The organism is Gordonia terrae (assembly GCF_001698225.1).
GTDB classification, from domain to species: Bacteria; Actinomycetota; Actinomycetes; order Mycobacteriales; family Mycobacteriaceae; genus Gordonia; species Gordonia terrae.
Window position 1 is genome coordinate 1,758,337 of record NZ_CP016594.1, and the last position, 21,738, is coordinate 1,780,074.

Annotated in this window: 19 protein-coding genes; 8 read left to right on the plus strand and 11 right to left on the minus strand. The window is 68.6% G+C overall.

Going from position 1 to position 21,738, the window contains the following annotated elements; all coding sequences use genetic code 11:
* Positions 1–273: 273 nt before the first annotated feature.
* Positions 274–1,038: an SDR family NAD(P)-dependent oxidoreductase gene (locus BCM27_RS07965; RefSeq protein ID WP_033203663.1), complete on the plus strand. Its 765-nt coding sequence runs from the start codon at positions 274–276 to the stop codon at positions 1,036–1,038.
* Positions 1,039–1,096: 58 nt separating this feature from the next.
* Positions 1,097–2,743: a class I adenylate-forming enzyme family protein gene (locus tag BCM27_RS07970; RefSeq protein WP_004023360.1), complete on the plus strand. Its 1,647-nt coding sequence runs from the start codon at positions 1,097–1,099 to the stop codon at positions 2,741–2,743.
* Positions 2,744–2,797: 54 nt separating this feature from the next.
* Here the strand turns inward: BCM27_RS07970 and BCM27_RS07975 are convergent, their stop codons facing one another.
* Entirely contained in the window at positions 2,798–3,982 is a 1,185-nt protein-coding gene (locus BCM27_RS07975; RefSeq protein WP_004023361.1) for an acyl-CoA dehydrogenase family protein, read from the minus strand.
* Between the two features lie 150 nt (positions 3,983–4,132).
* On the opposite strand from BCM27_RS07975, the gene fabG reads away from it, so the two are divergent.
* Together fabG and BCM27_RS07985 are read left to right on the plus strand one after the other, a co-directional pair.
* A complete protein-coding gene (fabG, locus tag BCM27_RS07980) occupies positions 4,133–4,894 on the plus strand; it encodes a 3-oxoacyl-ACP reductase FabG (protein ID WP_004023362.1) in 762 nt (253 codons plus the stop codon).
* Between the two features lie 52 nt (positions 4,895–4,946).
* On the plus strand, positions 4,947–6,170 hold the full coding sequence (locus BCM27_RS07985) for an acetyl-CoA C-acetyltransferase (RefSeq protein ID WP_033203660.1): 1,224 nt from the start codon (positions 4,947–4,949) through the stop codon (positions 6,168–6,170).
* Between the two features lie 58 nt (positions 6,171–6,228).
* Here the strand turns inward: BCM27_RS07985 and BCM27_RS07990 are convergent, their stop codons facing one another.
* The 6 genes from BCM27_RS07990 to BCM27_RS08015 all read right to left on the minus strand — a co-directional run bounded on the left by BCM27_RS07990 (position 6,229) and on the right by BCM27_RS08015 (position 12,752).
* Positions 6,229–7,101, minus strand: coding sequence for a LysR family transcriptional regulator (locus BCM27_RS07990; protein ID WP_004022625.1), 873 nt, complete (start codon positions 7,099–7,101; stop codon positions 6,229–6,231).
* 8 nt (positions 7,102–7,109) lie between these two features.
* Positions 7,110–8,012 (minus strand): LysR family transcriptional regulator, encoded by a 903-nt coding sequence (locus tag BCM27_RS07995; RefSeq protein ID WP_004022626.1) that lies wholly within the window; start codon positions 8,010–8,012, stop codon positions 7,110–7,112.
* 174 nt (positions 8,013–8,186) lie between these two features.
* The gene (locus BCM27_RS08000) at positions 8,187–8,948 is read right to left on the minus strand and encodes a crotonase/enoyl-CoA hydratase family protein (RefSeq protein ID WP_004022627.1); all 762 of its coding nucleotides are present in this window, start codon (positions 8,946–8,948) and stop codon (positions 8,187–8,189) included.
* 33 nt (positions 8,949–8,981) lie between these two features.
* On the minus strand, positions 8,982–10,109 hold the full coding sequence (locus BCM27_RS08005; protein ID WP_004022628.1) for an MBL fold metallo-hydrolase: 1,128 nt from the start codon (positions 10,107–10,109) through the stop codon (positions 8,982–8,984).
* 130 nt (positions 10,110–10,239) lie between these two features.
* Entirely contained in the window at positions 10,240–11,103 is an 864-nt protein-coding gene (locus tag BCM27_RS08010; RefSeq protein ID WP_004022629.1) for an alpha/beta fold hydrolase, read from the minus strand.
* A gap of 56 nt (positions 11,104–11,159) precedes the next feature.
* Entirely contained in the window at positions 11,160–12,752 is a 1,593-nt protein-coding gene (locus BCM27_RS08015; protein ID WP_004022630.1) for an ABC-F family ATP-binding cassette domain-containing protein, read from the minus strand.
* Positions 12,753–12,966: 214 nt separating this feature from the next.
* Here BCM27_RS08015 and BCM27_RS08020 point away from each other — a divergent pair, with 214 nt between their 5' ends.
* Positions 12,967–13,977 carry an enoyl-CoA hydratase/isomerase family protein gene (locus BCM27_RS08020; RefSeq protein ID WP_004022631.1) on the plus strand — a complete coding sequence of 337 codons (1,011 nt, stop codon included), beginning with the start codon at positions 12,967–12,969 and terminating at the stop codon, positions 13,975–13,977.
* A 53-nt stretch (positions 13,978–14,030) separates the two neighbouring features.
* On the opposite strand, the gene BCM27_RS08025 is transcribed toward BCM27_RS08020, so the two are convergent.
* Positions 14,031–14,780 (minus strand): hypothetical protein, encoded by a 750-nt coding sequence (locus tag BCM27_RS08025; RefSeq protein WP_004022632.1) that lies wholly within the window; start codon positions 14,778–14,780, stop codon positions 14,031–14,033.
* Between the two features lie 7 nt (positions 14,781–14,787).
* Complete coding sequence (locus tag BCM27_RS08030) at positions 14,788–16,398, minus strand: peptide chain release factor 3 (RefSeq protein ID WP_033203656.1); 1,611 nt, start codon at positions 16,396–16,398, stop codon at positions 14,788–14,790.
* A 145-nt stretch (positions 16,399–16,543) separates the two neighbouring features.
* Between BCM27_RS08030 and BCM27_RS08035 the strand changes: the two genes are divergently transcribed.
* Positions 16,544–17,431, plus strand: coding sequence for a DUF559 domain-containing protein (locus BCM27_RS08035; protein ID WP_004022634.1), 888 nt, complete (start codon positions 16,544–16,546; stop codon positions 17,429–17,431).
* A gap of 63 nt (positions 17,432–17,494) precedes the next feature.
* On the opposite strand, the gene BCM27_RS08040 is transcribed toward BCM27_RS08035, so the two are convergent.
* On the minus strand, positions 17,495–18,511 hold the full coding sequence (locus tag BCM27_RS08040; protein WP_004022635.1) for a beta-ketoacyl-ACP synthase III: 1,017 nt from the start codon (positions 18,509–18,511) through the stop codon (positions 17,495–17,497).
* Positions 18,512–18,801: 290 nt separating this feature from the next.
* Between BCM27_RS08040 and BCM27_RS08045 the strand changes: the two genes are divergently transcribed.
* Entirely contained in the window at positions 18,802–19,875 is a 1,074-nt protein-coding gene (locus BCM27_RS08045) for a daunorubicin resistance protein DrrA family ABC transporter ATP-binding protein (RefSeq protein ID WP_004022636.1), read from the plus strand.
* Positions 19,872–20,636 carry an ABC transporter permease gene (locus BCM27_RS08050; RefSeq protein ID WP_004022637.1) on the plus strand — a complete coding sequence of 255 codons (765 nt, stop codon included), beginning with the start codon at positions 19,872–19,874 and terminating at the stop codon, positions 20,634–20,636. The genes BCM27_RS08045 and BCM27_RS08050 overlap by 4 nt, the downstream gene beginning before the upstream one ends.
* Here the strand turns inward: BCM27_RS08050 and BCM27_RS08055 are convergent.
* Entirely contained in the window at positions 20,633–21,658 is a 1,026-nt protein-coding gene (locus BCM27_RS08055) for a beta-ketoacyl-ACP synthase 3 (protein WP_051987138.1), read from the minus strand. The genes BCM27_RS08050 and BCM27_RS08055 overlap by 4 nt on opposite strands.
* Between the last annotated feature and the right edge of the window lie 80 nt (positions 21,659–21,738).

Genomic DNA, 21,738 nt, shown 5'->3' on the forward strand with positions numbered 1-21,738 from the left:
CCTTCTGCTCCCGAATCCGAAAGAAGCGACCCCATTTGCTCCCTGAGGTGCGAGGAGCGCAAGCGACGAGCCTCGAAGGGCCTGGTGAGGCACCTTGCGAGGCCCTTCGAGGCTCGCTTCGCTCGCACCTCAGGGAGCAACGGGGGCTCGCTTCGCTCGCACCTCAGGGAGCAACGGGGGCTCGCTTCGCTCGCACCTCAGGGAGCAACGGGGGCTCGCAAGATCGCACCTCAGGGAGCGGCAAAATATTTCATCGAAAGGTACTGCAATACAATGGAACTCAAGGGACTCTCCGTCGCGATCACCGGTGGCGCATCCGGTCTCGGTCTCGCAACGGCCCAACGTGTCGTCGACGCCGGCGGCCTGGTCACCCTGATCGATCTGCCGAACTCGGACGGGCAGGCCGTGGCCGACGGACTCGGCACCGCTGCCTCGTTCGCCGCCGCCGACATCACCGATGCCGAACAGTTCGCCGCCGCACTCGATGTCGCCGACGACCGCGGAGGTCTGCGCGGACTCGTGCACTGTGCCGGAGCCGGCCGGCGCATGCGCATCCTCGACAAGGAGGGCAAGGCGGGTTCGGTCGAGGACTTCGAATTCGTCATCAAGCTCAACCTCGTCGGGTCGTTCCATGCGCTCGCGCTCGGCGCGGAACGCATCGCGCGGCAGGAACCGGTCGACGGCGAACGCGGCGCCATCGTCATGACCGCGTCGGTCGCGGCGTTCGAGGGACAGATAGGCCAGATCAACTACGCGGCGTCGAAGGCGGGCATCGTCGGGATGACGCTGGTCGCCGCGCGGGACCTGGCCAGCAAGCTCATCCGTGTCAACACCATCGCGCCGGGCACGATGGACACGCCGCTGCTCGCGCGTCTGCGCGACGACGTGCGCGATGCGCTGGCCGCGAGCATCCCCAACCCCGCACGGCTGGGGCGTCCGGAGGAGTTCGGCCGGCTCGCGGCCTCGATCCTGGAGAACTCCTACCTCAACGGCGAGACCATCCGCCTCGACGGGGCGATCCGGATGGCGCCGCGGTAGCCGGAGCCGGCATGAACGGTTCGGCACTCCCACAACGCCTCTCGAGAGGAACATCGCGATGTCTGCCCCGACGCCCACCACTCTCCGCTATCCCGAGACCACGATGGCGGTACTGCCGGCGAGTATGGCGGCCCTGTACGGCGATCGTGCAGCCGTCGTCGACGGCGCGACGACGCTCACGTTCGCCGGGCTCGACGCACGGTCGGCCGCGGTGGCGTCGGCGTTGCGCTCCGCGGGGGTCGCCGATCGCGATGTGGTCCTGCTGTACCTGACCAACAGCGTCGAGTTCGTCGTCGCCTACTACGGGTCGTTGCGCGCGGGCGCATCCGTGACCCTGGTCAATCCGTTGCAGCCCGTACCGGGTCTGCGGCGTCAGATCGCGGAAACCGGTGCGGTGGTGGGTTTCACGCAGGTCGAACAGTCCGGGCGTCTCCTGGAAGCCGCCATCGGTACGAGGTTGACGACGGTGGTGACGGTGGACGGGGCCGCGGATGCGCGGGACGGCATCGACGCCGTCCCCCTCGCGGAGTTCGTCGCCGGGCATGGTGCGGCACCGCAGGTTTCGACCACGAGCGACGACGTCGCGCATCTGGCCTTCACCGGTGGCACCACGGGTGTGTCCAAGGGTGTGCGGGTCCTGCATCGCAACGTCCTCGGCAACGTCACGCAGATGATCGGGTGGCGGGCGGGACATTCCGTCGAGGTGGGTGCCGACGGGCTCCTGACGTTGGCACCCCGGTCGGCGGAGAACCCGGGGGTCGTCCCCGGGCACGCGGCGACGGTCGTGGTGTCCCCGCTGTTCCACGCGCATGCCCTCATCAACATGTCGTTTCTCCTTCTGTGCGGCGCCACGCACGTGTTCGCCGGTCGTTTCGAACCCGGACGGATGCTGGCCCTCATCGAGGAGCACCGGGCGTCGTACATGACGGGTAGCCCAGCGATGTGGCACGCGCTCGCCGTGCACCCCGACGTCCCCGCGCGGGACCTGACCTCGGTGCGGGTCGTCTCCTCCGGCGCCGCACCGATCGACCATGTGACTCTCGAGCAGCTCGAAAAGGCGTTCCCGGCAGCGGCGATCGTGGAGGGCTACGGCCTCACCGAGGCGACATGCCTGGTGTCCTCGGCGCCCCTGACGTCCGCGGGACGATACCGGCTCGGCAGTGTGGGTCTGCCGACGTTCGACACCGAGATCGAGATCCGCGCCGTCGACGATCCGACCGTCGTCCTCGCGCCGGGGGAGAAGGGGCAGTTGTGGGTGCGTGGACCGCAGGTCACCGATGGTTACCTCGATCACCCCGACAAGACGGCCGAACAGTTCGTCGACGGGTGGCTCGACACCGGTGACATCGCCTACCGCGACGCCGACGGGTACCTCTACATCTGCGACCGTGCCAAGGACATGCTGATCTACAAGGGCTACAACGTGTATCCGCGCGAGCTCGAGGAGATCCTGGTGACGCATCCCGACGTCGAGGCGGCCGCGGTCGTCGCCCGGGAGGCGGGTGCGGTGGGTCAGGAACCGGTCGCCTTTCTCGTCGCCCGGGGCGGTCATGTCATCGACGCCGATGCGGTGTCGGACTTCGTCGCGGCACAGGTTTTGCCGTACAAGAAGATTCGCGAGGTATTCGTCGTCGACGAGCTGCCAACGTCGGCGGCGGGCAAGGTCCAGAAGGTGGCGTTGCGGGAGCGCCTGACGAAAGCCTGAGGTCCCGGGCGCCGGCGCACGAACGAGGCGCCGGCGCGGCGCACACCGGCGGGGTCAGCGTTGCGCGCGCTTGACCAGGTTGCGCCCGATGATGAGTCGCTGGATCTCGCTGGTGCCCTCGTACAGGCGGAGCAATCGCACCTCGCGGTAGATGCGCTCGACCGGGACGTCGCGCATGTAGCCGCTGCCGCCGTGGATCTGCACGGCGAGATCGGCGACCTTGCCGACCATCTCGGTGCAGAACAGTTTGGCAGCCGACGGGGCGATGCGCCGGTCGGTGTCGTCGACCCAGGCACGGGCCGCCTCCCGGACCAGTGCGCGCCCGGCCATGACACCGGATTGCTGATCGGCGAGCATCGCCTGGACCAATTGGAACTCGCCGATGGCGGTACCGCCCTGGGTGGCGGTCGCGGCCCACGAGACAGACTCGTCGAGCGCCCGCTGGGCGGTGCCCACCGAGAGTGCGGCGATATGGACCCGGCCGCGGGCGAGGCTCATCATCGCGGCCTTGTAGCCCACGTCATCACTGCCGCCGACGAGGGCCGAATCCGGCACACGGACACCGTCGAAGTGCACGTCGGAGGTCCAGGCGCCCTCCTGGCCCATCTTGCGATCCTTGGCTCCGACGCTGAGCCCCGCGGCATCGGCGGGGACGAGGAACACCGCGATGCCGGTGCCGGCGTCGTCGGCCGGCCGGGTTCGCGCGAACACGACGAACAGATCGGCCAGCGGGGCGTTGGTGATGAACCGCTTCTCGCCGGTGATCACCCAGTCATCACCGTCGCGGACGGCTTTCGTGCGCAGTCCGGCCGGGTCGGACCCGGCCCCCGGTTCCGTCAGCGCGAACGAGGCGACCACCTCGCCGGACGCGATCTTCTCCAGCCAGGCGGTCTTCTGTTCGTCGGTGCCGAAGTGGACGAGGACCTGGCCGGCGATGCCGTTGTTGGTGCCGAACATCGACCGCAGCGCCAGGGACGTGTAGCCCAGTTCCATCGCGAGTTCGACGTCCTGGGTGAGATCGAGGCCGAGGCCGCCCCATTCCTGTGGGATGGCGTAGCCGAAAAGGCCCATGTCCTTGGCTGTTTGGCGGATGTCGTCGGGGATCGCGTCGGTGTCGAGGATCTCCTGCTCACGGGGGACCACCGCCTCGCGGACGAACGCACGCGTCGCGGCGAGGATGTCGGCGAAATCCTCGGGGCCCACCTGGGAGGTCGTGGCTGGTTGCATCACACCGGTCATGAAACCACTCTGGCGTGTCCGCCTGCGACCGTCCAATACGAAACCGGGATCGATCCGATAGCCGCTGCGTATGAGCGCGGAGGGGTTCGACGGCGCCGGATCTCGATAGATTGAGGTCACTCAACCGTTCCCGGAAGGACGACACCACACATGGCTCCCAGCACCACCGCCGAGTTGCTGCTCGAAGGACGCACCGCCGTCGTGACCGGCGGCGCGCAGGGCATCGGTCTCGAGATCGCCCGGTCGTTCGTCGGCGCAGGCGCCCGGGTCGTCCTCGGTGATCTCAGCCTCGACGCCGCGCAGGCCGCCGTCGACGAACTCGGCGGCAGCGAGGTGGCCCGGGCGGTACGGTGCGACGTCGTCGACGCGGGCGAGGTCGACACACTGCTCGCGGCGGCGGTCGAGGGCTTCGGATCCCTCGACGTCCTGGTGAACAACGCGGGGATCACCCGGGACGCGACGATGCGGACGATGACCGAAGACGACTTCGACCAGGTCATCTCCGTGCATCTCAAGGGCACCTGGAACGGGACGCGCAAGGCGGCGGCGATCATGCGCGAGGCCAAGCGCGGTGCGATCGTGAACATCTCGTCGTTGTCCGGCAAGGTCGGCATGGTGGGACAGACCAACTACTCGGCGGCCAAGGCGGGCATCGTCGGACTGACCAAGGCCGCGGCCAAGGAGATGGCCCATCACGGTGTGCGGGTCAACGCGATCCAGCCCGGCCTGATCCGGTCGGCGATGACCGAGGCGATGCCGCAGAAGGCGTGGGACCAGAAGATGGCGGAGATCCCGATGCGACGCGCCGGTGAGGTCGGTGAGGTCGCGAGCGTGGCCCTGTTCCTCGCCTCGGACATGTCGTCGTACATGACGGGCACCGTCCTCGAGGTCACCGGCGGTCGCTTCATGTGACGGTCCGCGCCCACCGAACCCCGCACGCTTCTCTTCACTCGAAAGGTCACCCATGCGCGACGTCGTCATCTGCGAACCGGTACGCACCCCTATCGGCCGCTACGGCGGAATGTTCACGAGCCTCACCGCCGTCGACCTCGGGGTCGCCGCGCTGACCGGAATGCTCGACCGCACGGGGCTCGACCCGGAGAAGGTCGAGGACGTCATCCTCGGACATTGCAACGGCAACAGCGAGGCGCCGGCGCTCGGTCGTGTGATAGCACTCGACGCCGGATTGCCGATCACGGTGGGCGGCATGCACATCGATCGACGATGCGGCTCGGGCCTGCAAGCCGTCATCCAGGCCGCCTACCAGGTGTCCGCGGGCGACAACGACCTCGTCGTCGCGGGCGGGGCCGAATCGATGAGCAATGCGTCGTTCTACTCCGTCGACATGCGGTGGGGTGGGGCCCGCACCGGTATCGCGATGCACGACAGCCTCGTTCGTGCTCGCTCGACCGCCGGCGGCAAGAACTATCCGGTGCCCGGCGGGATGATCGAGACGGCCGAGAACCTGCGCAAGGAGTACGAGATCTCCCGCGCGGAGCAGGACGAGCTGGCTGTGGCATCGCACGAACGAGCGGTCCGCGCCCAGAAGGACGGCGTGCTGGCCGAGGAGATCATCCCGGTCACGGTGCCCGGCCGCAAAGGCGATCAGGTCATCGACACCGACGAACATCCGCGCCCCGATGTCTCGGTCGAATCGCTGTCGAAACTGAAGCCGATCATGGGCACGATCGATCCGGACGCGACCGTGACGGCGGGCAACGCCAGTGGCCAGAACGACGCCGCGTCGATGGCGATCGTGACCACACCCGAGGTCGCGGAGAAGCTGGGCCTACGTCCACTGGTGAAGCTGGTGTCCTGGGGTCTGGCGGGGGTACCGCCGCGCACCATGGGGATCGGACCGGTACCCGCGACCGAAAAGGCGCTCGCGAAGGCCGGACTGACACTCGCCGACATCGACGTGATCGAGTTGAACGAGGCCTTCGCGGCGCAAGCGCTGGCGGTGACGCGCGAGTGGGGATTCGGCCGGTTCGGCGCCGGTGGCGACTTCGAGCGCACCAACGTCAACGGTTCGGGTATCTCCCTGGGACACCCCGTCGGCGCGACCGGCGGCCGCATGCTGGCCTCGCTGGCCCGCGAACTGCACCGTCGAGATGCGCGCTACGGGCTGGAGACCATGTGTATCGGCGGCGGCCAGGGACTCGCGGCGGTCTTCGAGCGCGTCGCCTGACACCGAGACTCGCCGGGCCCCACCTGATCCGCACCGGTGGGGCCCGGAGTTCCACCCGTCATCCCGCCGATTCGCGCACGAGGTCGACGAATGCCTGGCCAACGGCCGACAGCGACGGCGGGTGGAAAGCGATCGCGAAGGGACGCACTACATTCGGCTCGATCTCGCGGATGACGACCGGTCCGTCGGCCGACTCCGCGACCGACCGCTCGAGGAGCGTACCGCCGATCCCGGACTCCACCATGGGAAGCCGTTCCTCGCGGATCTCCGACAGTACGGCCAGCGGTGGCCGGACGCCCGCGACTCGGATGGCCTCCTCGAACTCGTCGGCCACCGAGTAGCCGCGCGGCACGAAGACCATCGGGATCGACGGCAGGTTGTTCAGCGGGATCGGGCCATCGGGCACCTCGGTACCGGGTGGGTAGACCAGCACGTGTTCGTGTTCGCCGATCACGATCACCTCGAGATCGTCACCGGCGATGGGCAGGTGGGCGACGGCGAACTCGCAGTGACCGTCCTCGATGGCCGACGCGGCCCTGGTCTCGTCGCGCAATTCGCCGAGCCGCACCGACACTCGCGGATACGTGGCCCGGAACCGGGCGACGAGATCGACGACGGGCCCGACGGCGGTCGCGGCGAAGGCGAGAATGTCCAGGTGGCCGGTGAGTTCGTCCGCCGATGCGGAGAGCAGATCGTCGACGGCGTCCATGTCCCGCACGATCTGCCGTGCGGGACCGACCATCGTGCGCCCGGCCGCCGACAGGACCATCCCCCGACCTATGCGGTGGAACAGCTGAACCCCGAGTTCGCGTTCGAGCGCCCGGAGTGCCTGGGACACAGTGGGTTGGGCGACACCCAGGGCCGATGCCGCACCACCGATGCCCTTGTTCTCGACCACTGCCAGGAAGTATTCGACCTGCCGCAATTCCATGGTGGAACTCACCAATCCCGTGGTTCGGCGGGATCGGGAGCGATCCCGCAGTGGACCTTCGCCGCGGAGATGAAGGCGAGTGCGGCCGGCGAGGGGAGCCCCGATCGCAGGACGAGGCCCCACGGTCGGGTCAGGGGCGGGTCGAGTGCCAGGCGCCGGAGTCCCGCGAGCTGCCGGTCGGCCACGGTGCGCGGGAGAACCGTTGCCCCGGTTCCCTTCTTGACCAGGCTCCACACCGCGGACGGCAACTGGCAGTCGACCACCACGTTCTTGCCGTCGTCGTCGAGGAGCCCGTCGAGAAGCGCCGCGGTGATCGGGTCGCTGTGATCGATGACGAGAGGTAACGAGCGGACCGCCGCGTGCGGCATCGGATCGTGCAGGCTGTCGGCGAGCGTGGCCGGCGCCGCCACGACCAGCTCCTGCTCGGCCATCGGGATGGCCGTGAACGTCGCGTGCTCGGCGGCCGAGTCCATGATCCCGACCTCGGCGTCGCCCGATCGCAACGCCGACAGCACTCCGGCGGGGCTGTCGGCGGAGACGACCCGAACCGACAAGCGCGGGAAACGTTCCCGGAACAGGCGGACGACGTTGACCACCGGATCCACACTGAACGCCGCGTAGGTCACGACGTCGACGCGGCCGGCGCGCAACTCGCGAACCGCATCGACCTTGGCCTTGGCTCGGTCGACGTCGGCCAGGATGCGCCGGGCGGCGACGTCGAGTTTGCGACCGGCCTCGGTGAGTTCGAGACGACGGCCGGTGCGGTCGAACAGGGTGACGCCGAGTCGCTTCTCGAGTGTCCGGATGGCCTGGGAGAGCGAGGGTTGTGAGATGTACAGCGACTGGGCGGCCTTCGTGATGCCGCCGTGGTCGACCACGGCGACGAAGTAGGTCACGAGGTGCAGGTCCACCCCGGTCACCTTATCCGGCGCCGGGAGCGGAGCGAGCGGGCCGAGTGGATCCGGCGCCGGGAGCGGAGCGAGCGGGCCGAGTGGATCCGGCGCCGGGAGCGGAGCGAGCGGGCCGAGTGGATCCGGCGCCGGGAGCGGAGCGAGCGGGCCGAGTCGATACGGCGTCCGGGGAGGTCACTTACCCGTCCATCGCGGCGCCCGCTTCTCGGCGAAGGCGATGGCGCCCTCCTTGGCGTCGTCGGAGGCGAACACCGGGCCGAGGAAGTCCCACTGCTTCTTGATCAGTTCGGGATCGGTGTAGCGGATCGCCATCGAGGTGACCTGTTTGGTCGCCCGGACGGCGAGGGGGCCGTTCGCGGCGATGACGGCGGCCAGTTCGCGGGCGCCGGCGAGTGCCTCACCCGGTTCGGTGACCCGGTTGACCAGCCCGAACTGGTGCGCGCGTTCGGCGGTGAGCGGTTCGCCGGTCAATGCGAGTTCCATCGCGACCTGGTACGGCAGGATCTTCGGCAGGCGGAGCAGCCCACCTGCTGCGGCGGCGAGCCCGCGCTTGACCTCGGGGATGCCGAATTTGGAGTTGTTCGCCGCGACGACGAGGTCGGCCGACAACGCGAGTTCGCACCCACCTGCCAGCGCCCAGCCTTCGACGGCGGCGATGAGTGGCTTGGTCGGCGGCGAATCGGCGAGCCCGCCGAATCCGCGGCCTTCCAGCGACACCACTTCGCCGCGCGTGAAGGCCTTCAGGTCCATCCCTGCGCAGAACGTCCCGCCGGCGCCGGTGAGGATGCCGATGGTGAGGTCGTCGCGTGCCTCGAGTTCGTCGATGGCGGCGGCGATGCCCTCGGAGACCTCGCGGTTGACGGCGTTCTTCGCTTCGGGGCGGTTGATCGTGATGACGGCGACGCCGTCGGCGAACTCGGTGAGCACTGCACTCATGGGGACTCCTGGATCGGTGGGTGGAGCGGGATGTCAGGTGTTCTCGGTCATGGAGATCGGTTGCGGCTCAGCCGATGTGGCGCTATCGGTGAGGAACCAGCGAACCGGGTTCGTGGCAGCCGTGTCGTCGTCGGGAGCACCGGCGGGCACGCGTGCGTCGAGGATCCCGCGTTCCTGCAGGACGACCAGATGGGCGTGTGTCTCCCGCAGTGCCAGGCGGCTGAGCGTGAGCGACAGCTCCTCGAACGGGCGCGACCAGGTCACCGATCGGGTGATCTCCCACGCCGTGCTCTCCGGATGCCGGGCCACCGTCTCGGTGATCTCACCGAGTCGTTCCTCGTGATGCGTGAGCAGCCCCGTCACCCGGTTGCCGAGGCCCCGGAATCGGTACTCGTGGGACGGCAGCGCCTCGTGGTCGCGCATCTTCTCGGTGTTGGCCAGCGAGATCAGGTAGTCGGCGAGGGGGCTGTCGGTCTGCATGGGATTGGTCGAGATGTTCGGACTGATCCGCGGCAGCAGGTGGTCGCCGGTGAAGATGACGCCGGCGGTGTCGTCGGCGAAGCAGAGGTGTCCTGCGGTGTGGCCGGGGGTCCAAATGGCGCGGAGATCCCAGCCGGGGATGTCGAGCGGGGCGTCGCCGGTCAGCTCGCGGTCGACCGTCCGGCCGTCGGGCATGCGGATGAAACCCACCAGGCCCTCGTCGGCGACCTCGGCCGGTGCGCCGAGCAGCCGGAGTTCCGACCGCGCCTGCTCCAGCTGGCTCTCGACCTCGTCGTCGGAGTGGTGACGCAGATACCGGGCGTCGTCGCGATGCATCCACAGCTCGGCGTCGACGTGTTCGAGCAGGCGCGGCACGAGCCCGAAGTGGTCGGGATGGAGGTGGGTCACACCGATCGAGCGCACGTCGGTGAGGTCGTGGCCGGTGGAGCGGATGCCGGCGACGAGGACATCCCATGACTCGTCGGACGGCCAGCCGGCATCGATGAGCGCGAGACCGCCGTCGGGCAGTCCGAGGGCGTAGACGAGGACGTATCGCAGCGGATTGGGACCCATGGGTACCGGGATCGACCACAGCTGCGGCCGGACCTCCTCGACCGGCGGCAGGACCTTGTCGGCCCAGGCCTGCTTCTGCAGTACGCCGGTGACCTCGATCGGGACCATCCAGCCTCCTCCTCGGGTGCGTCGTTCGCGCCGGGCACCGCGACGAGTGGTGCAGTGAACTGCTGTCATCCGATCACGAGACGACTTCGACGCTCAAACTGGGTGCGGCTCAGACACCCTGAGGTAGGACCTATGTGTCGAGTTCGGCGACGCACACGGGTCGGCCGTCGGCCGGGTCGATGGGGCGGCCTTCGGCCGGGCGACCACCGGCGGCCTCCGCGGACCCACCGAGTGCGGCGGTGTCACACGCCGCCGCGACCTCGCCGATGAGACGACCGGCGAGTTCCGGCTGGATGAGCGGGAAGAGGTGACTCGCACCGGGAATGACGGTGAGCGATCCATTCTGGGCCGCCTCGACGAACCGCTGCTCGTGCATCCGGAACTGGTCATGGCTCCCGTTGACGAACACCGTGCGACCCGGATAGCGCCGGATCTCACCGAGAGCGTCGAATCGCTTGATCCCGGCGACGACGTCGGCGATCGAACCCAGGGCGAGCCCGCCGATCTCCATGTCCGCCGACACCTGCCGCCCGACGGCGAGGCGGGTGGCCACCTGGCTGATGATGGCGGCCTGACGCGGGAGGAACGCTGTCACCGCCCCGAAAGTCTCGAACGGGGCGGCGAGCAGCGGACTCGGTTGCGTGGTCGCGCACATCGGCACCAGGGCCGCGGCAGCCTCCGGGTGGTGTCCGGCGACCGCCATCGCCACATAACCGCCCATCGACATCCCGGCGACGACCGCGGGTCGGCCCAGTCGGCGGATCTCGGTGAGCACCGTGTCCACCGCACCGGACATCGAGAACGTCTCATCGCGTCGCGCACCGTGGCCGGGGAGGTCCGGGGTGGCGACCTCCCGCCCCGGTGCGGCAGAACCGGCGACTGCCTCGGCGACGCGGTGCAGCGTTGCGCCGCTCACTCGTAAGCCGTGGACGAGGACGACAGGTGTGGGCTCGTCCACCGGGGAATCGACGGTGACGGGTGCGGGCGCGGCCATCGCACGCAGTATGCAGGCGAATCGGCCTCCACGCCGCGCGCGTCATCGACTGTTCGTCAGCGGGCTGCTTCGGAGTCCGTTTGTTCGGTGTCTGTTCGTTCGAGATCTGCTTCCGCGGCGGGCGGGGACACCCGCCGCTCGATCCCGATCCGATCCAGGAACCCGGCGTCGTGGGAGACCACCAGGAGCGCACCGGTCCAGGCCTCCAGAGCGTCGACGAGTTGCGTGACGGTGTCGAGGTCGAGGTTGTTCGTCGGTTCGTCGAGGATCAGGAGCCGCGGTGTGGGGTCGCCGAGCAGGGCGTCGGCCAGGGCGACGCGTAGTCGTTCCCCGCCGGACAGTTCGGCGAGTGCGCGATCCGCGCGGGCCCCCCGGAACAGGAACCGCGCGAGGTGCGCCCGCACCTCCTGGGTGGAGATGTCCGGGTGGGTCCGCGCCAGGTGTTCGGCGATCGATCGCGCCGGGTCGGGGAAGGCGATCCGTTGAGGCACCGATGCGTACGGCACGACGACGGATTCGCGCGCGATGACGTCGGCGATCAGCGTAGATTTCCCGGAACCGTTGGGACCGACGAGGGCCACCCGCTCGGGTCCGTCGACGCGCAGACGGTCGTCGACGATGATCTGGGCGCGCGGGGCCACCTCCGGCGTCGGCACGACGATCCGGGCGGTCCGGTCGGCGCGGATGTCCTCGCGCGCCTCGTCGAGACGTGTTGCCGCGGAGGCGACGTCGTCGCGATGGGCGTTGCGGAGCTTGCCCGCCGACACCTGTGCCTCACTCTTCCGATTGTGCGCGACGATCTTCGGTACCCGCTTCTCGCGTTCGGCGGTGGCGCCGGTCCGGGCCCGCCGGTCGAGTTTGATCAACGCCTCGGACATCTCCCGGCGCTGTTTGCGCAAGTCGCCGGCCGCGGTGGCGAGCGCGGCCTCGGCGGCTTCCTGCTCGGCGTCGACGATCTCGCGGTACTGCGAGTACGGGCCGCCGAACAGTCGCACGCGACCGTGGTACAGCTCCACCGTTGCGTCGACGCGCTCGAGGAGCTCGAGGTCGTGACTCGCCACGACCACCGTGCCCGTGAACGCGGTGATGGCGTCGAAAAGCCGTGCGCGCGAGTCGGTGTCCAGGTTGTTGGTCGGCTCGTCGAGAAGCAGGATCGTCGGATTGGCGAGAAGCGCGGCGACGATCGCCAGCAGGGTGGCCTCACCGCCGGACATGGCGCCGACCGGGCGGTCGAGGTCGCGCGGCAGGCCCATCTGCTCGAGGAGTCCGACGGCGCGCTCCTCGACGCCCCAGTCGTCCCCGACGGCGTCGAAGTCCGCCGGATCGACCGAACCGTTCTCGATTCGCGCTATGGCGCAGCGGATCTCGTGGATGCCGAGAGCCTGCGCCACGGTGGACGACGGATCGGATTGCGGGTCCTGTGCGACCACGCCGACCTCGGTTGTCGACGCCCCGCCCGCGAGGGTGACACTGCCGGACGCCGGCCGCAAACGGCCCGCGATCAGGCCCAGGAGCGTCGACTTGCCCGCACCGTTCGCACCGATGAGAGCGTAGGTCTCGGCACCGAGAGCGAGGTCGAGGTGATCGAAGACGACGGTCCCGTCAGGCCAGGCGAACGAGACGTCGGACAGCACGATGGAAGATGGCATGAGCACTCCTGAAGTGGATCGGGTACACCGACGAGGGCGTCGATGATGTCCGCCGGCGGTGCCGACGGGCCGGGGCCACTTCAGTTCTTCATCGCGGTGGATCACTCCTGACAGGTCTACGTGCAGTGGTGACCACCGTAGCGGACGAGTCCGGCGTTGCCAACGGAATTACGGCCGGAGTGTTCTGGTCCGGGGTCACCGCTACGGTTGGGGTATGTCTCACCTCCGAACCTCGGTGTCCAACGGCGTCGGCGAGATCGTCCTGGACCGGCCCAGGGCTCTCAATGCGTTGGACCAGAGCATGATCGACGACATGTACGTCACCCTCGGCGAATGGGGCGACGACGACGCGATCGACACGGTCCTGATCACCTCGGCGAGCGACCGCGCATTCTGCGCGGGCGGCGACATCCGCGCGATCCGCGAGCACGCCATCGACGGCGACGCCGCGGCCATCAGCAGGTACTTCGGCAGCGAGTATCGACTCGATCAGCTCGTCGCCGACTACCCGAAGCCCTACATCAGCCTCATAGACGGGGCGGCGATGGGCGGCGGGCTGGGGATCAGCGTGCACGGCGAGATCCGGGTGGTGACCGAGAAGGCGATGATCGCTATGCCCGAGACCGCGATCGGCTTCTTCCCCGACATCGGCTCGACCTACTTCCTCCCGCGACTCCCCGAAGGCGTGGGCATGTGGCTCGGCCTCACCGGCGCCCGGATTCGCGGCGTCGACGCGGTGGCCGTCGGCCTGGCAACGCATTTCGTGTCCTCCGCGGACCTGCCGGCGGTCGCCGACAGCATCCGTTCGGGTGCTCCGCTCGCCGACGCGCTCGCCACCTCCGGGACCGAGGACATGAGCGACGTGCCCCTGCGAAAGATCGGTGAGTACTTCGCCGACGACAACGTCAACGCGATCCTCGGGGGTCTGCGCGGTGCGGTCGGCGACGACTGGGCCCAGGAGATGGTGCGCCTCCTCGAGAGCGCCTCACCCACCAGCCTCTGGGTGACCGCGGCGATGATCAGTGCCGGCGCGAAGTCGGGGATCGACGAGTGCTTCGACCGCGAACTGTATGCGGCAGAACAGATCACGCAGACCCATGACTTCCGCGAAGGCGTGCGGGCGGTACTCGTGGACAAGGACCGCAGCCCCGCGTTCGACCCGGCCACCATCGACGACGTCGACCCCGCCCTCGTGGCGCGGATCGTTGGTGCCGCCGCTGGTTGAGTCGGTCGCCCCCGCTGGTCGAGCCCTGTCGAGACCACCTGGCGACACCCGTGTCAGGGCGTGAGTTGGAACCACCCCGACAGTGCGACACTGTCTGTCGAATTGCCCTCGGCGTCCGGTTGTTTCGTCGTCGACGACTCGTCGAGGTCGTAGGCGACGTCATCGTTCGGGGCGAGTGGGTTGGCGTCGACCCGCGTCGCCGTCGGGCAGGAGAACGACCCGGCCGCGAGTGTGCCCGACATCCCGCTGACACTGAGCTGGCAGGTGGACGAGTGGTGATAGACGCCGTTGATCGAGACACCGATCTGGGCGTTGATCGGCCTGGTCAACGGCCCGACGGTGGGGCGGGTCGCGCCAACGGGCGGTAACAGGCCGCCGGTCAGTTCACTGATCAGGAACTCGATCTGTGCGCCGCCGGCACCGGCGTCCTTGAACACGAACAGCAGCGAGTCCGGTGGCACGTCGGGCCGTGCGGGTCCCCACCGGTCGAATTCGTAGCAGCTCGAGTCGGCGGCGCGGCTCGGACCCGCCGCGGGCCCGCGGCCGGAGTCCGCCGGGGTCTTCGTGACCGCGACCTTGATGTCGCCGTGGCGGAATTCGAAGTTCTGGCCGCTGCGGTCGACGCTGCCCTGGGGTGGCTTCTCGGCGCAGATCGCGGAGTCGACCGGTCGTGCGGTGGGCGTCGGGGTCGAGGTGGTGGTCGTCGACTGCGGCGGGGTGTCCGAGCCGCAGGCGGCGATGAGTGCCGACACCGCCGCGCCCATCAGCACGGCAGCGCGTACGGGCCGTCCCCGGGAACCCACCGTCCGGTCAGTCCGCAGCCGCGACAAGGGGTTCGAGAGTGAGGTCGGGGTGTTCCTTCTCGATGTACTGCAGGCGCCACTTGTCACTGAAGAGGGCCAGCACCGCGCCGTCGGTGCGCGTGAAGACCTCCACGCCGCGTTGCCGGTTCAGTTCGGCCGCGCTGTCGGCGTCCGTGCGCCGGGCGAGGGTGTAGCCGAGGGGTTCGATGATCGTGTCGACGTTGTACTCGGCCTTCATCCGGGCCGTCACGACCTCGAACTGCATCGGTCCGACCGCGGCGAGCACCGGTGACGCCTCACCGCGGGTGTCGTTGCGCAACACCTGGACCACGCCCTCGCTCTCGAGTTGGTCCATGCCCTTGCGGAACTGCTTGTACTTGTCGGCCGTGGTGGCGCGCAGCGTCGAGAAGTGTTCGGGCGCAAACGACGGGATGGGCGGGAACTGCACCTTGGGGCCGTCGTAGAGGGTGTCGCCGGGGGCGAGCGCGGTGGCGTTGACCAGGCCGACCACATCGCCCGGATAGGCGGTGTCGACCGTCGAGCGGTCGCGACCGAACACGGCCTGGGCGTACTTGGTGGCGAACGGTTTTCCGGTCTGGGCGTGGGTGACGACCATGCCGCGTTCGAACTCACCGGACACGATCCGCATGTAGGCCAGGCGATCCCGATGACTCGAGTCCATCCCGGCCTGCACCTTGAAGACCACCGCGCTGAACGGATCCGTCACCGGCCGGTCGGTGCCGTCGACATCGGCTCGGGGGCCGGGCGGGGGAGCGAGCTCCACCAGGACCTCGAGGAGTTGCCGCACACCGAAGTTGAGCATCGCCGAGGCGAAGATCATCGGCGAGGTCTGTCCGGCGAGGAACAGTTCCTGATCGTGGTCCTGGCCCATCTCGGTGAGAAGTTCGCTCTCCTCGAGTGCCGATGTCCACTCGTCGCCTTCGCGGGCCTGCGCGTCGTCGGCGGACATGATCTCCTCGGGCGCGATCTTGGCGCCGCCTGCGGTGCGGGTGAAGTGCACGTATTCGCCGGTGCGTCGATCGAGGAGACCGCGGAAGTCGCCCGCGATGCCGACCGGGAAGAACAGTGGGGTCGGCGTGAGGCCGATGCGCTCGGTGATCTCGTCGATCAGCTCGAGCGGACTCTGCCCGGGCCGGTCCCACTTGTTGATGACCGTGATCACCGGGATGCCGCGGTGGCGGCACACCTGGAAGAGTTTCAGGGTCTGCGGCTCGAGTCCCTTGGCGGCGTCGATCAGCATCACCGCCGCGTCGACGGCGGTGAGCACCCGATAGGTGTCCTCGGAGAAGTCGGCGTGACCCGGGGTGTCGACGAGGTTGATCACACTCGGGATCTCGGGGTCCGGCTGAGCGGCCGCGGAGTAGTTGAACTGCAGCGCCGTCGAACTCACTGAGATGCCGCGTGCCTTCTCCATCTCCATCCAGTCGGAGACGGTCGACTTGCGGCCCGCCTTGCCGTGGACGGCGCCGGCCTCGCTGATCATCCGCGCATGCAGCGCCAACGCCTCGGTCATCGTCGATTTACCGGCGTCGGGGTGGGAGATGATGGCGAAGGTTCGACGACGCGTCACTTCGCGACTGATCACCTCGGAACTCACGAGGTTCCAGGCTACCGGGCGTGCAGAGGGCGGCCAAACTCGCTCGCGGTCGAGCGCCCGGGGGCAGGTTGTGCCGGTATGCGGCATCTGATGCCCCCGCGCCAGAAGCCGGGAACCCGTCACCCGTGCTGCGCGTCTGATCATCGTGCAGCTTCCCCCGGGCCTTCGGCGCCGCGCTCTCGTCCGTGACGGCGTACTGACCATGGCCGATGCGCTCGACTTCGGCCTCACGCGGTCCGCGGTCCGGCGTCGAGTCGATTGCGGGGACTGGCTGCGGTACTCACGTGGGGTGTATTCGCTCGCCGATCATCCGGCGACGCCGGCCACCCGTGCGCGGCTGGCGGTCGCGACCGTGGGCCGCGGTGCGGCGCTGTCCGGAGCCGGAGCCGCGTGGTGGCACGGGCTGATGGACGAGCCGCCGAAGAAGTTCACGGTCACCGCGCCGCGATCGCGGCATGGCACTCCGGTCGAGGGCGTTCGGGTCCGGCGCCGCCGCCTCACGGACGCGGAGGTGGTGACCCGCAAGGAGCTGCTCGTGACAGCGTTGCCGCTGTCCGTGCTGGAAGCCGCGATCGAGAGCGACAGCGGAGTCCTCGACAACGCTCTGCTCGTTCGCAAGGTCTCGCTGCGTCAGCTACGAGTCGCCGCTGAACGTCGACGCGGTAAGGAGGACGGACCCGCGATCGCGGCCCTTGTCGACGGGGTCGAATCCGGTGCGCGCTCGGTGGCGGAGCGGCTCGCCGTCGACGCGTTGAGCGCCGGGGGCGTGAGCGGTTGGTCGTGCGGTCATCCGGCCGGCGGCTACTTCATCGACCTGGCGTTCCCGGATCGGCTGCTGGCGGTGGAGATCGACGGGATGGCATTCCATCGCGACGCGGAGACGTTCCAGCGAGACCGCCGACGCCGAAACGACCTCATCGCATTGGGTTGGACCGTCCTCAACTTCACATGGAGTGACCTGCGGGAGCGGCCCGACGACGTCGTGGCGCGTGTCCGCCAAGCGCTGGGCCTGCAGCGCGACCGGCCGGCATGACAAATCCGGGGGCACCGTGAACCGCTGAGCGGACCAGATTGCCCCCGGACGCGATACGCCGCCCTACTCGAACGGCACCGGCGGCATGGTGACGACCTGCGCGGCGTAGGAGAGTCCGGCGCCGAAGCCGAGGAGAAGCGCGGTCTGCCCGGGCTGCGCCTTGCCGGTGGACAGCAGGTCCTCCATGGCGAGCGGGATCGAGGCGGCGCTGGTGTTGCCGGTGTACTCGATGTCCTTGGCCACCACGGCGTCGTCGCGCAGTTTGAGGTTCTTCGCGAGCAGTTCGTTGATGCGGGCGTTCGCCTGGTGGGGGACGAACACGTCGAGGTCCTCGGAGCCGAGCTTCGCTGCCTCGAGGGCGCGGTGGGCGACCTTGCCCATCTCGAACGCGGCCCAGCGGAACACCGCGGTGCCCTCCATGCGCAGGTACGGACGCTGGGTGCGGTCGCTGTCGAGGAAGGTGACCCAGTCGAAGTCCTGGCGGATGGCGTTGAACTGCGAGCCGTCGGAGCCCCAGATCACCGGGCCGAGCTGCTGCTGCTCGGTGGGTCCGACGACGACCGCGCCGGCGCCGTCGCCGAAGATGAAACAGTTGGTGCGGTCGGTCATGTCCATGGTCACCGAGAGCTGTTCGGCTCCGATGACCAGAACGTGCGTGGCGCTTCCGCCGCGGATCATGTCGGAGGCGAGGGCCATTCCGTAGCCGAAGCCGGCACAGCCGACGGTCACGTCGAAGGCGGGGACGCCGTTGCAGCCGAGTTCGGTGGCGACCTTGGTCGCGCCGGCCGGGGTCAGCAGCAGGTGGGTGTTGGTGGCGAGGATGACGGCGTCGATGTCGGAACCCTGCAGCAGCGCGTTGGCGATCGCCTTGCGCCCGGCGTTGACCGACATCTCCATGACGCTCTCGTCGCGACGCGCGAACCGGCGGGTCTTGATTCCCGTTCGGGTGTAGATCCACTCGTCGGACGAGTCGATGTGCTGACAGATCTCCTCGTTGGTGACGACGCGTTCGGGGCGGTACGCGCCGATGCCGAGCATGCCGATGTTGTTGATGCCAGTGGTGTCTGCGATGACCGCCATGGTGAACCCTTCCCGAAAACGTGCCCGGCGAATATGTGACCCGACATACGACGGTACTCACACGGTCTCTTACTGGGAAGTAGCGGGACCCCGCCCGTATTCGTTACGGACTTGCGAAATGCGGACCGAATTCGTCCTCGATGCGGTGGAACCTGGTCGGTAGGTCGATCGACCACCGTCGGGGCGTCGGAAAGTCGCCCCGAGGTCCGACGATCAGCACACGACGACGTGCGTGCACCGCACAGCGCGCCCGTCGACACACCGTTCAGGCATCGAGAAGGGGAGTCCGCATGATCCACGCACGCGGGTTGGTCCAGGTGTTCCACACCGGGAAAGGAAAGAAGAAGCGCGAGGTGAGGGCCGTCGACGGTGTCGACCTCGACATCGCGGAAGGAGAGGTGGTCGGGTTCCTGGGTCCCAACGGCGCGGGCAAGACCACGACGCTGCGAATGCTGACGACCCTGCTGCGACCGACCGCGGGAACCGCGACGGTCAACGGTTTCGACGTGGTCGCCGACCCGGTCTCGGTCCGGCGCAGCATCGGCTATGTCTCGCAGGCCGGCGGCACCTTCAGTCAGGCGCAGGCCGGCGACGAGATCGTCGACCACGGCATGCTCTACGGGCTGTCCCGTGCCGAGGCGACCCGCCGCGGTCACGATCTGTTCTCCCAGCTCCAGCTCGACGGTCTGTGGGAGCGGCAGCCCAAGAACATGTCCGGCGGCCAGAAGCGCCGGCTCGACATCGTCATGGGGCTGGTCCACGAACCGTCCCTGGTCTTCCTCGACGAGCCCACGACCGGTCTCGACCCGCAGGCGCGCGCGAACCTGTGGGACCACATCCGGCGCCTTCGCACCGAGCGTGGCGCAACGGTCTTCCTCACGACCCACTACCTCGACGAGGCAGACGAGCTGTCCGACCGGATCATCATCATCGACAACGGCCGCATCGTCGCGGCGGACACCGCCGACAACCTGAAGGCACAGGTTTCCGGTGATCTGGTGGCACTCGAGGTCGCCGACTCCGCGGCCGTGTCCACGGCTGCGGAGAAACTGGCCGCGGTCACCGGTGGTGGGGGCGAAGGCCGGATCGAGATCGACGGCCGACATGTCCGAAGCCGTGTGCCACGGGCCGGCCGGGCGGTTCCCGGGTTGCTGCGCGACCTCGACGCCGCGGGCATCACCCTGGACTCCATCGAGGTCATCCGGCCGACCCTCGACGACGTGTTCCTCACCCTCACCGGCCGGTCGCTTCGCGACGCCGAAACCGAGCGAGGCGACGACATCGCTTCGCAGACAACCGAAACCGAATCCGACTCGGCCGCCGCCGCGTCGTCCGAACTCGATCAGCAGGGGGCCAACCGATGACCACGTTCCTCCGCGAGAGCACCATCGTGTTCCGCCGACAGATCCGCATGAACCTGCGGAACCCGGCCTGGGTTCTCATCGGCGTGATGCAGCCGATCCTCTATCTCGTACTGTTCGGGCCTCTGCTGAAGCCGCTTGTCGCGCAGTTCCCGGGCGGGGCGGACAATCCGTACACGTTCCTGGTGCCCGGTCTGCTCGTGCAGCTGGGCCTGTTCGGTGCGCTGTTCGCCGGCTTCAGCCTGATCGGCGAATGGCGCGAAGGTGTCATCGAGGCCGAACGGGTGACTCCCGCAAGCCGCACGGCCCTGCTCACCGGCCGGCTCATGCGGGACATGCTGCAGCTGCTCGTGCAGGCGCTGATCCTGGTGGTGCTCGGCTACCTGATGGGCATGCGCGGTTCGGTGGTCGGCGTGATCCTCGGCATCATCATCACGATGCTGATCGGTGGCGCGTGCGCCGCGGCGTCGAATGCCCTGGCGCTGACCACCAAGAGCGAGGATGTGATGGCGCCCCTCATCAACATGGTGATGATGCCGGTCCTGTTGCTGTCGGGCATCCTGCTCCCGATGACCCTCGGGCCGTCGTGGCTGCAGAGCCTGAGCGACTTCATGCCGTTCCGGTGGATCGTCGACGCGGTGCGCGACACCTTCTCCGGCGACCTCGCCAGTGCTCAGGTCCTGTGGGGCGTCCTCGCGTCGCTAGTCCTCGCCGGACTCGGAACCCTGTGGGGCACTTCGGTGTTCCGTAAGGAAAACGCCTAGCGCCCGTCGAAACTGGTGATCGCCGGGGCCGGGGGCAGGGTCACGACCGCGCCCGCGTAGCTGAGGCCTGCGCCGAAGCCGAGGAGCAGCGCGGTCTGCCCGCCCCTGGCCTTGCCGGTCGCGAGCATCTCCTCCATGGCGAGGGGGATCGAGGCCGCCGAGGTGTTCCCGGTGTTCTCGATGTCGTTCGCCATCGGCAGGTCGTCGGGGAAGCCGAGGTTCTTCTTCATCAGGTCGTTGATGCGGGCATTGGCCTGGTGGGGCACGAAGACCTCGATGTCCTCGACACCGACTCCGGAGGTCTCCAGCACGGTGGCGAGGGCCCTGGGCAGGGTGATGGCTGCCCAGCGGAACACCTTGGGTCCGGCCATCGTCACCACCATGCGACCGACCGGGTCGGTCCCGGGGTCTTTGTCCTGATAGGCCTGCGCGCGGTCCATGTACTCGGGGATGTCCCAGTTCTGCCCGATCGCCTCGGCGTTCTCGCCGTCGCTGCCCCAGACGGTCGGGGAGATCCCGTTGTCCTCGCTCGGCCCGACGACGACCGCCCCGGCGCCGTCGCCGAAGATGAACGCGGTGTTGCGGTCGGTGGGGTCCATGACCACCGACATGGTCTCGACGCCGACGAGGAGGACGTACTCGGCGCTGCCGGCACGGATGGTGTCGGCGGCGACCCCGAGTCCGTAGCCGAAGCCGCCGCACCCGGCGGCGACGTCGTAGGCGGGGATCCCGTTCAGCCCGATGTCGGAGGCCACGATCGGCCCGCCGTGCGGGATCTTGGTCTTCCAGCTGTTGGTGGCGAGGATCAGCGCACCGATCTTCTCCTTCGCGATGCCGGAGTTCGCGATGGCCCGCTCGGCGGCCGCGGCGGCCATGGACCGCGCCGACTCGTCGCCGCTGATCCACCGGCGGTTGCGGATGCCGCTGCGCTCGAAGATCCACTCGTCGGAGGAGTCGAGGACCTCGCACACCTCGTCGTTGCTGACCAGGCGTCGCGGACGGTAGGCGCCGATGCCGAGCATCGAGACGTTCTGATGTCCGGTCTTCACCGAGAGGTTGACCACTGTTGCCGATCCCTTCGCATTGCCCGCCGCAGCGATTC

Bases quoted from the DNA above. Each gene is read 5' to 3' on its own strand.
- BCM27_RS07965 (WP_033203663.1), top strand. From the start codon at position 274: ATGGAACTCAAGGGACTCTCCGTCGCGATCACCGGTGGCGCATCCGGT.
- BCM27_RS07970 (WP_004023360.1), top strand. From the start codon at position 1,097: ATGTCTGCCCCGACGCCCACCACTCTCCGCTATCCCGAGACCACGATG.
- BCM27_RS07975 (WP_004023361.1), bottom strand. From the start codon at position 3,982: ATGACCGGTGTGATGCAACCAGCCACGACCTCCCAGGTGGGCCCCGAG.
- fabG (WP_004023362.1), top strand. From the start codon at position 4,133: ATGGCTCCCAGCACCACCGCCGAGTTGCTGCTCGAAGGACGCACCGCC.
- BCM27_RS07985 (WP_033203660.1), top strand. From the start codon at position 4,947: ATGCGCGACGTCGTCATCTGCGAACCGGTACGCACCCCTATCGGCCGC.
- BCM27_RS07990 (WP_004022625.1), bottom strand. From the start codon at position 7,101: ATGGAATTGCGGCAGGTCGAATACTTCCTGGCAGTGGTCGAGAACAAG.
- BCM27_RS08000 (WP_004022627.1), bottom strand. From the start codon at position 8,948: ATGAGTGCAGTGCTCACCGAGTTCGCCGACGGCGTCGCCGTCATCACG.
- BCM27_RS08005 (WP_004022628.1), bottom strand. From the start codon at position 10,109: ATGGTCCCGATCGAGGTCACCGGCGTACTGCAGAAGCAGGCCTGGGCC.
- BCM27_RS08010 (WP_004022629.1), bottom strand. From the start codon at position 11,103: ATGGCCGCGCCCGCACCCGTCACCGTCGATTCCCCGGTGGACGAGCCC.
- BCM27_RS08015 (WP_004022630.1), bottom strand. From the start codon at position 12,752: ATGCCATCTTCCATCGTGCTGTCCGACGTCTCGTTCGCCTGGCCTGAC.
- BCM27_RS08020 (WP_004022631.1), top strand. From the start codon at position 12,967: ATGTCTCACCTCCGAACCTCGGTGTCCAACGGCGTCGGCGAGATCGTC.
- BCM27_RS08040 (WP_004022635.1), bottom strand. From the start codon at position 18,511: ATGGCGGTCATCGCAGACACCACTGGCATCAACAACATCGGCATGCTC.
- BCM27_RS08045 (WP_004022636.1), top strand. From the start codon at position 18,802: ATGATCCACGCACGCGGGTTGGTCCAGGTGTTCCACACCGGGAAAGGA.
- BCM27_RS08050 (WP_004022637.1), top strand. From the start codon at position 19,872: ATGACCACGTTCCTCCGCGAGAGCACCATCGTGTTCCGCCGACAGATC.
- BCM27_RS08055 (WP_051987138.1), bottom strand. From the start codon at position 21,658: ATGCTCGGCATCGGCGCCTACCGTCCGCGACGCCTGGTCAGCAACGAC.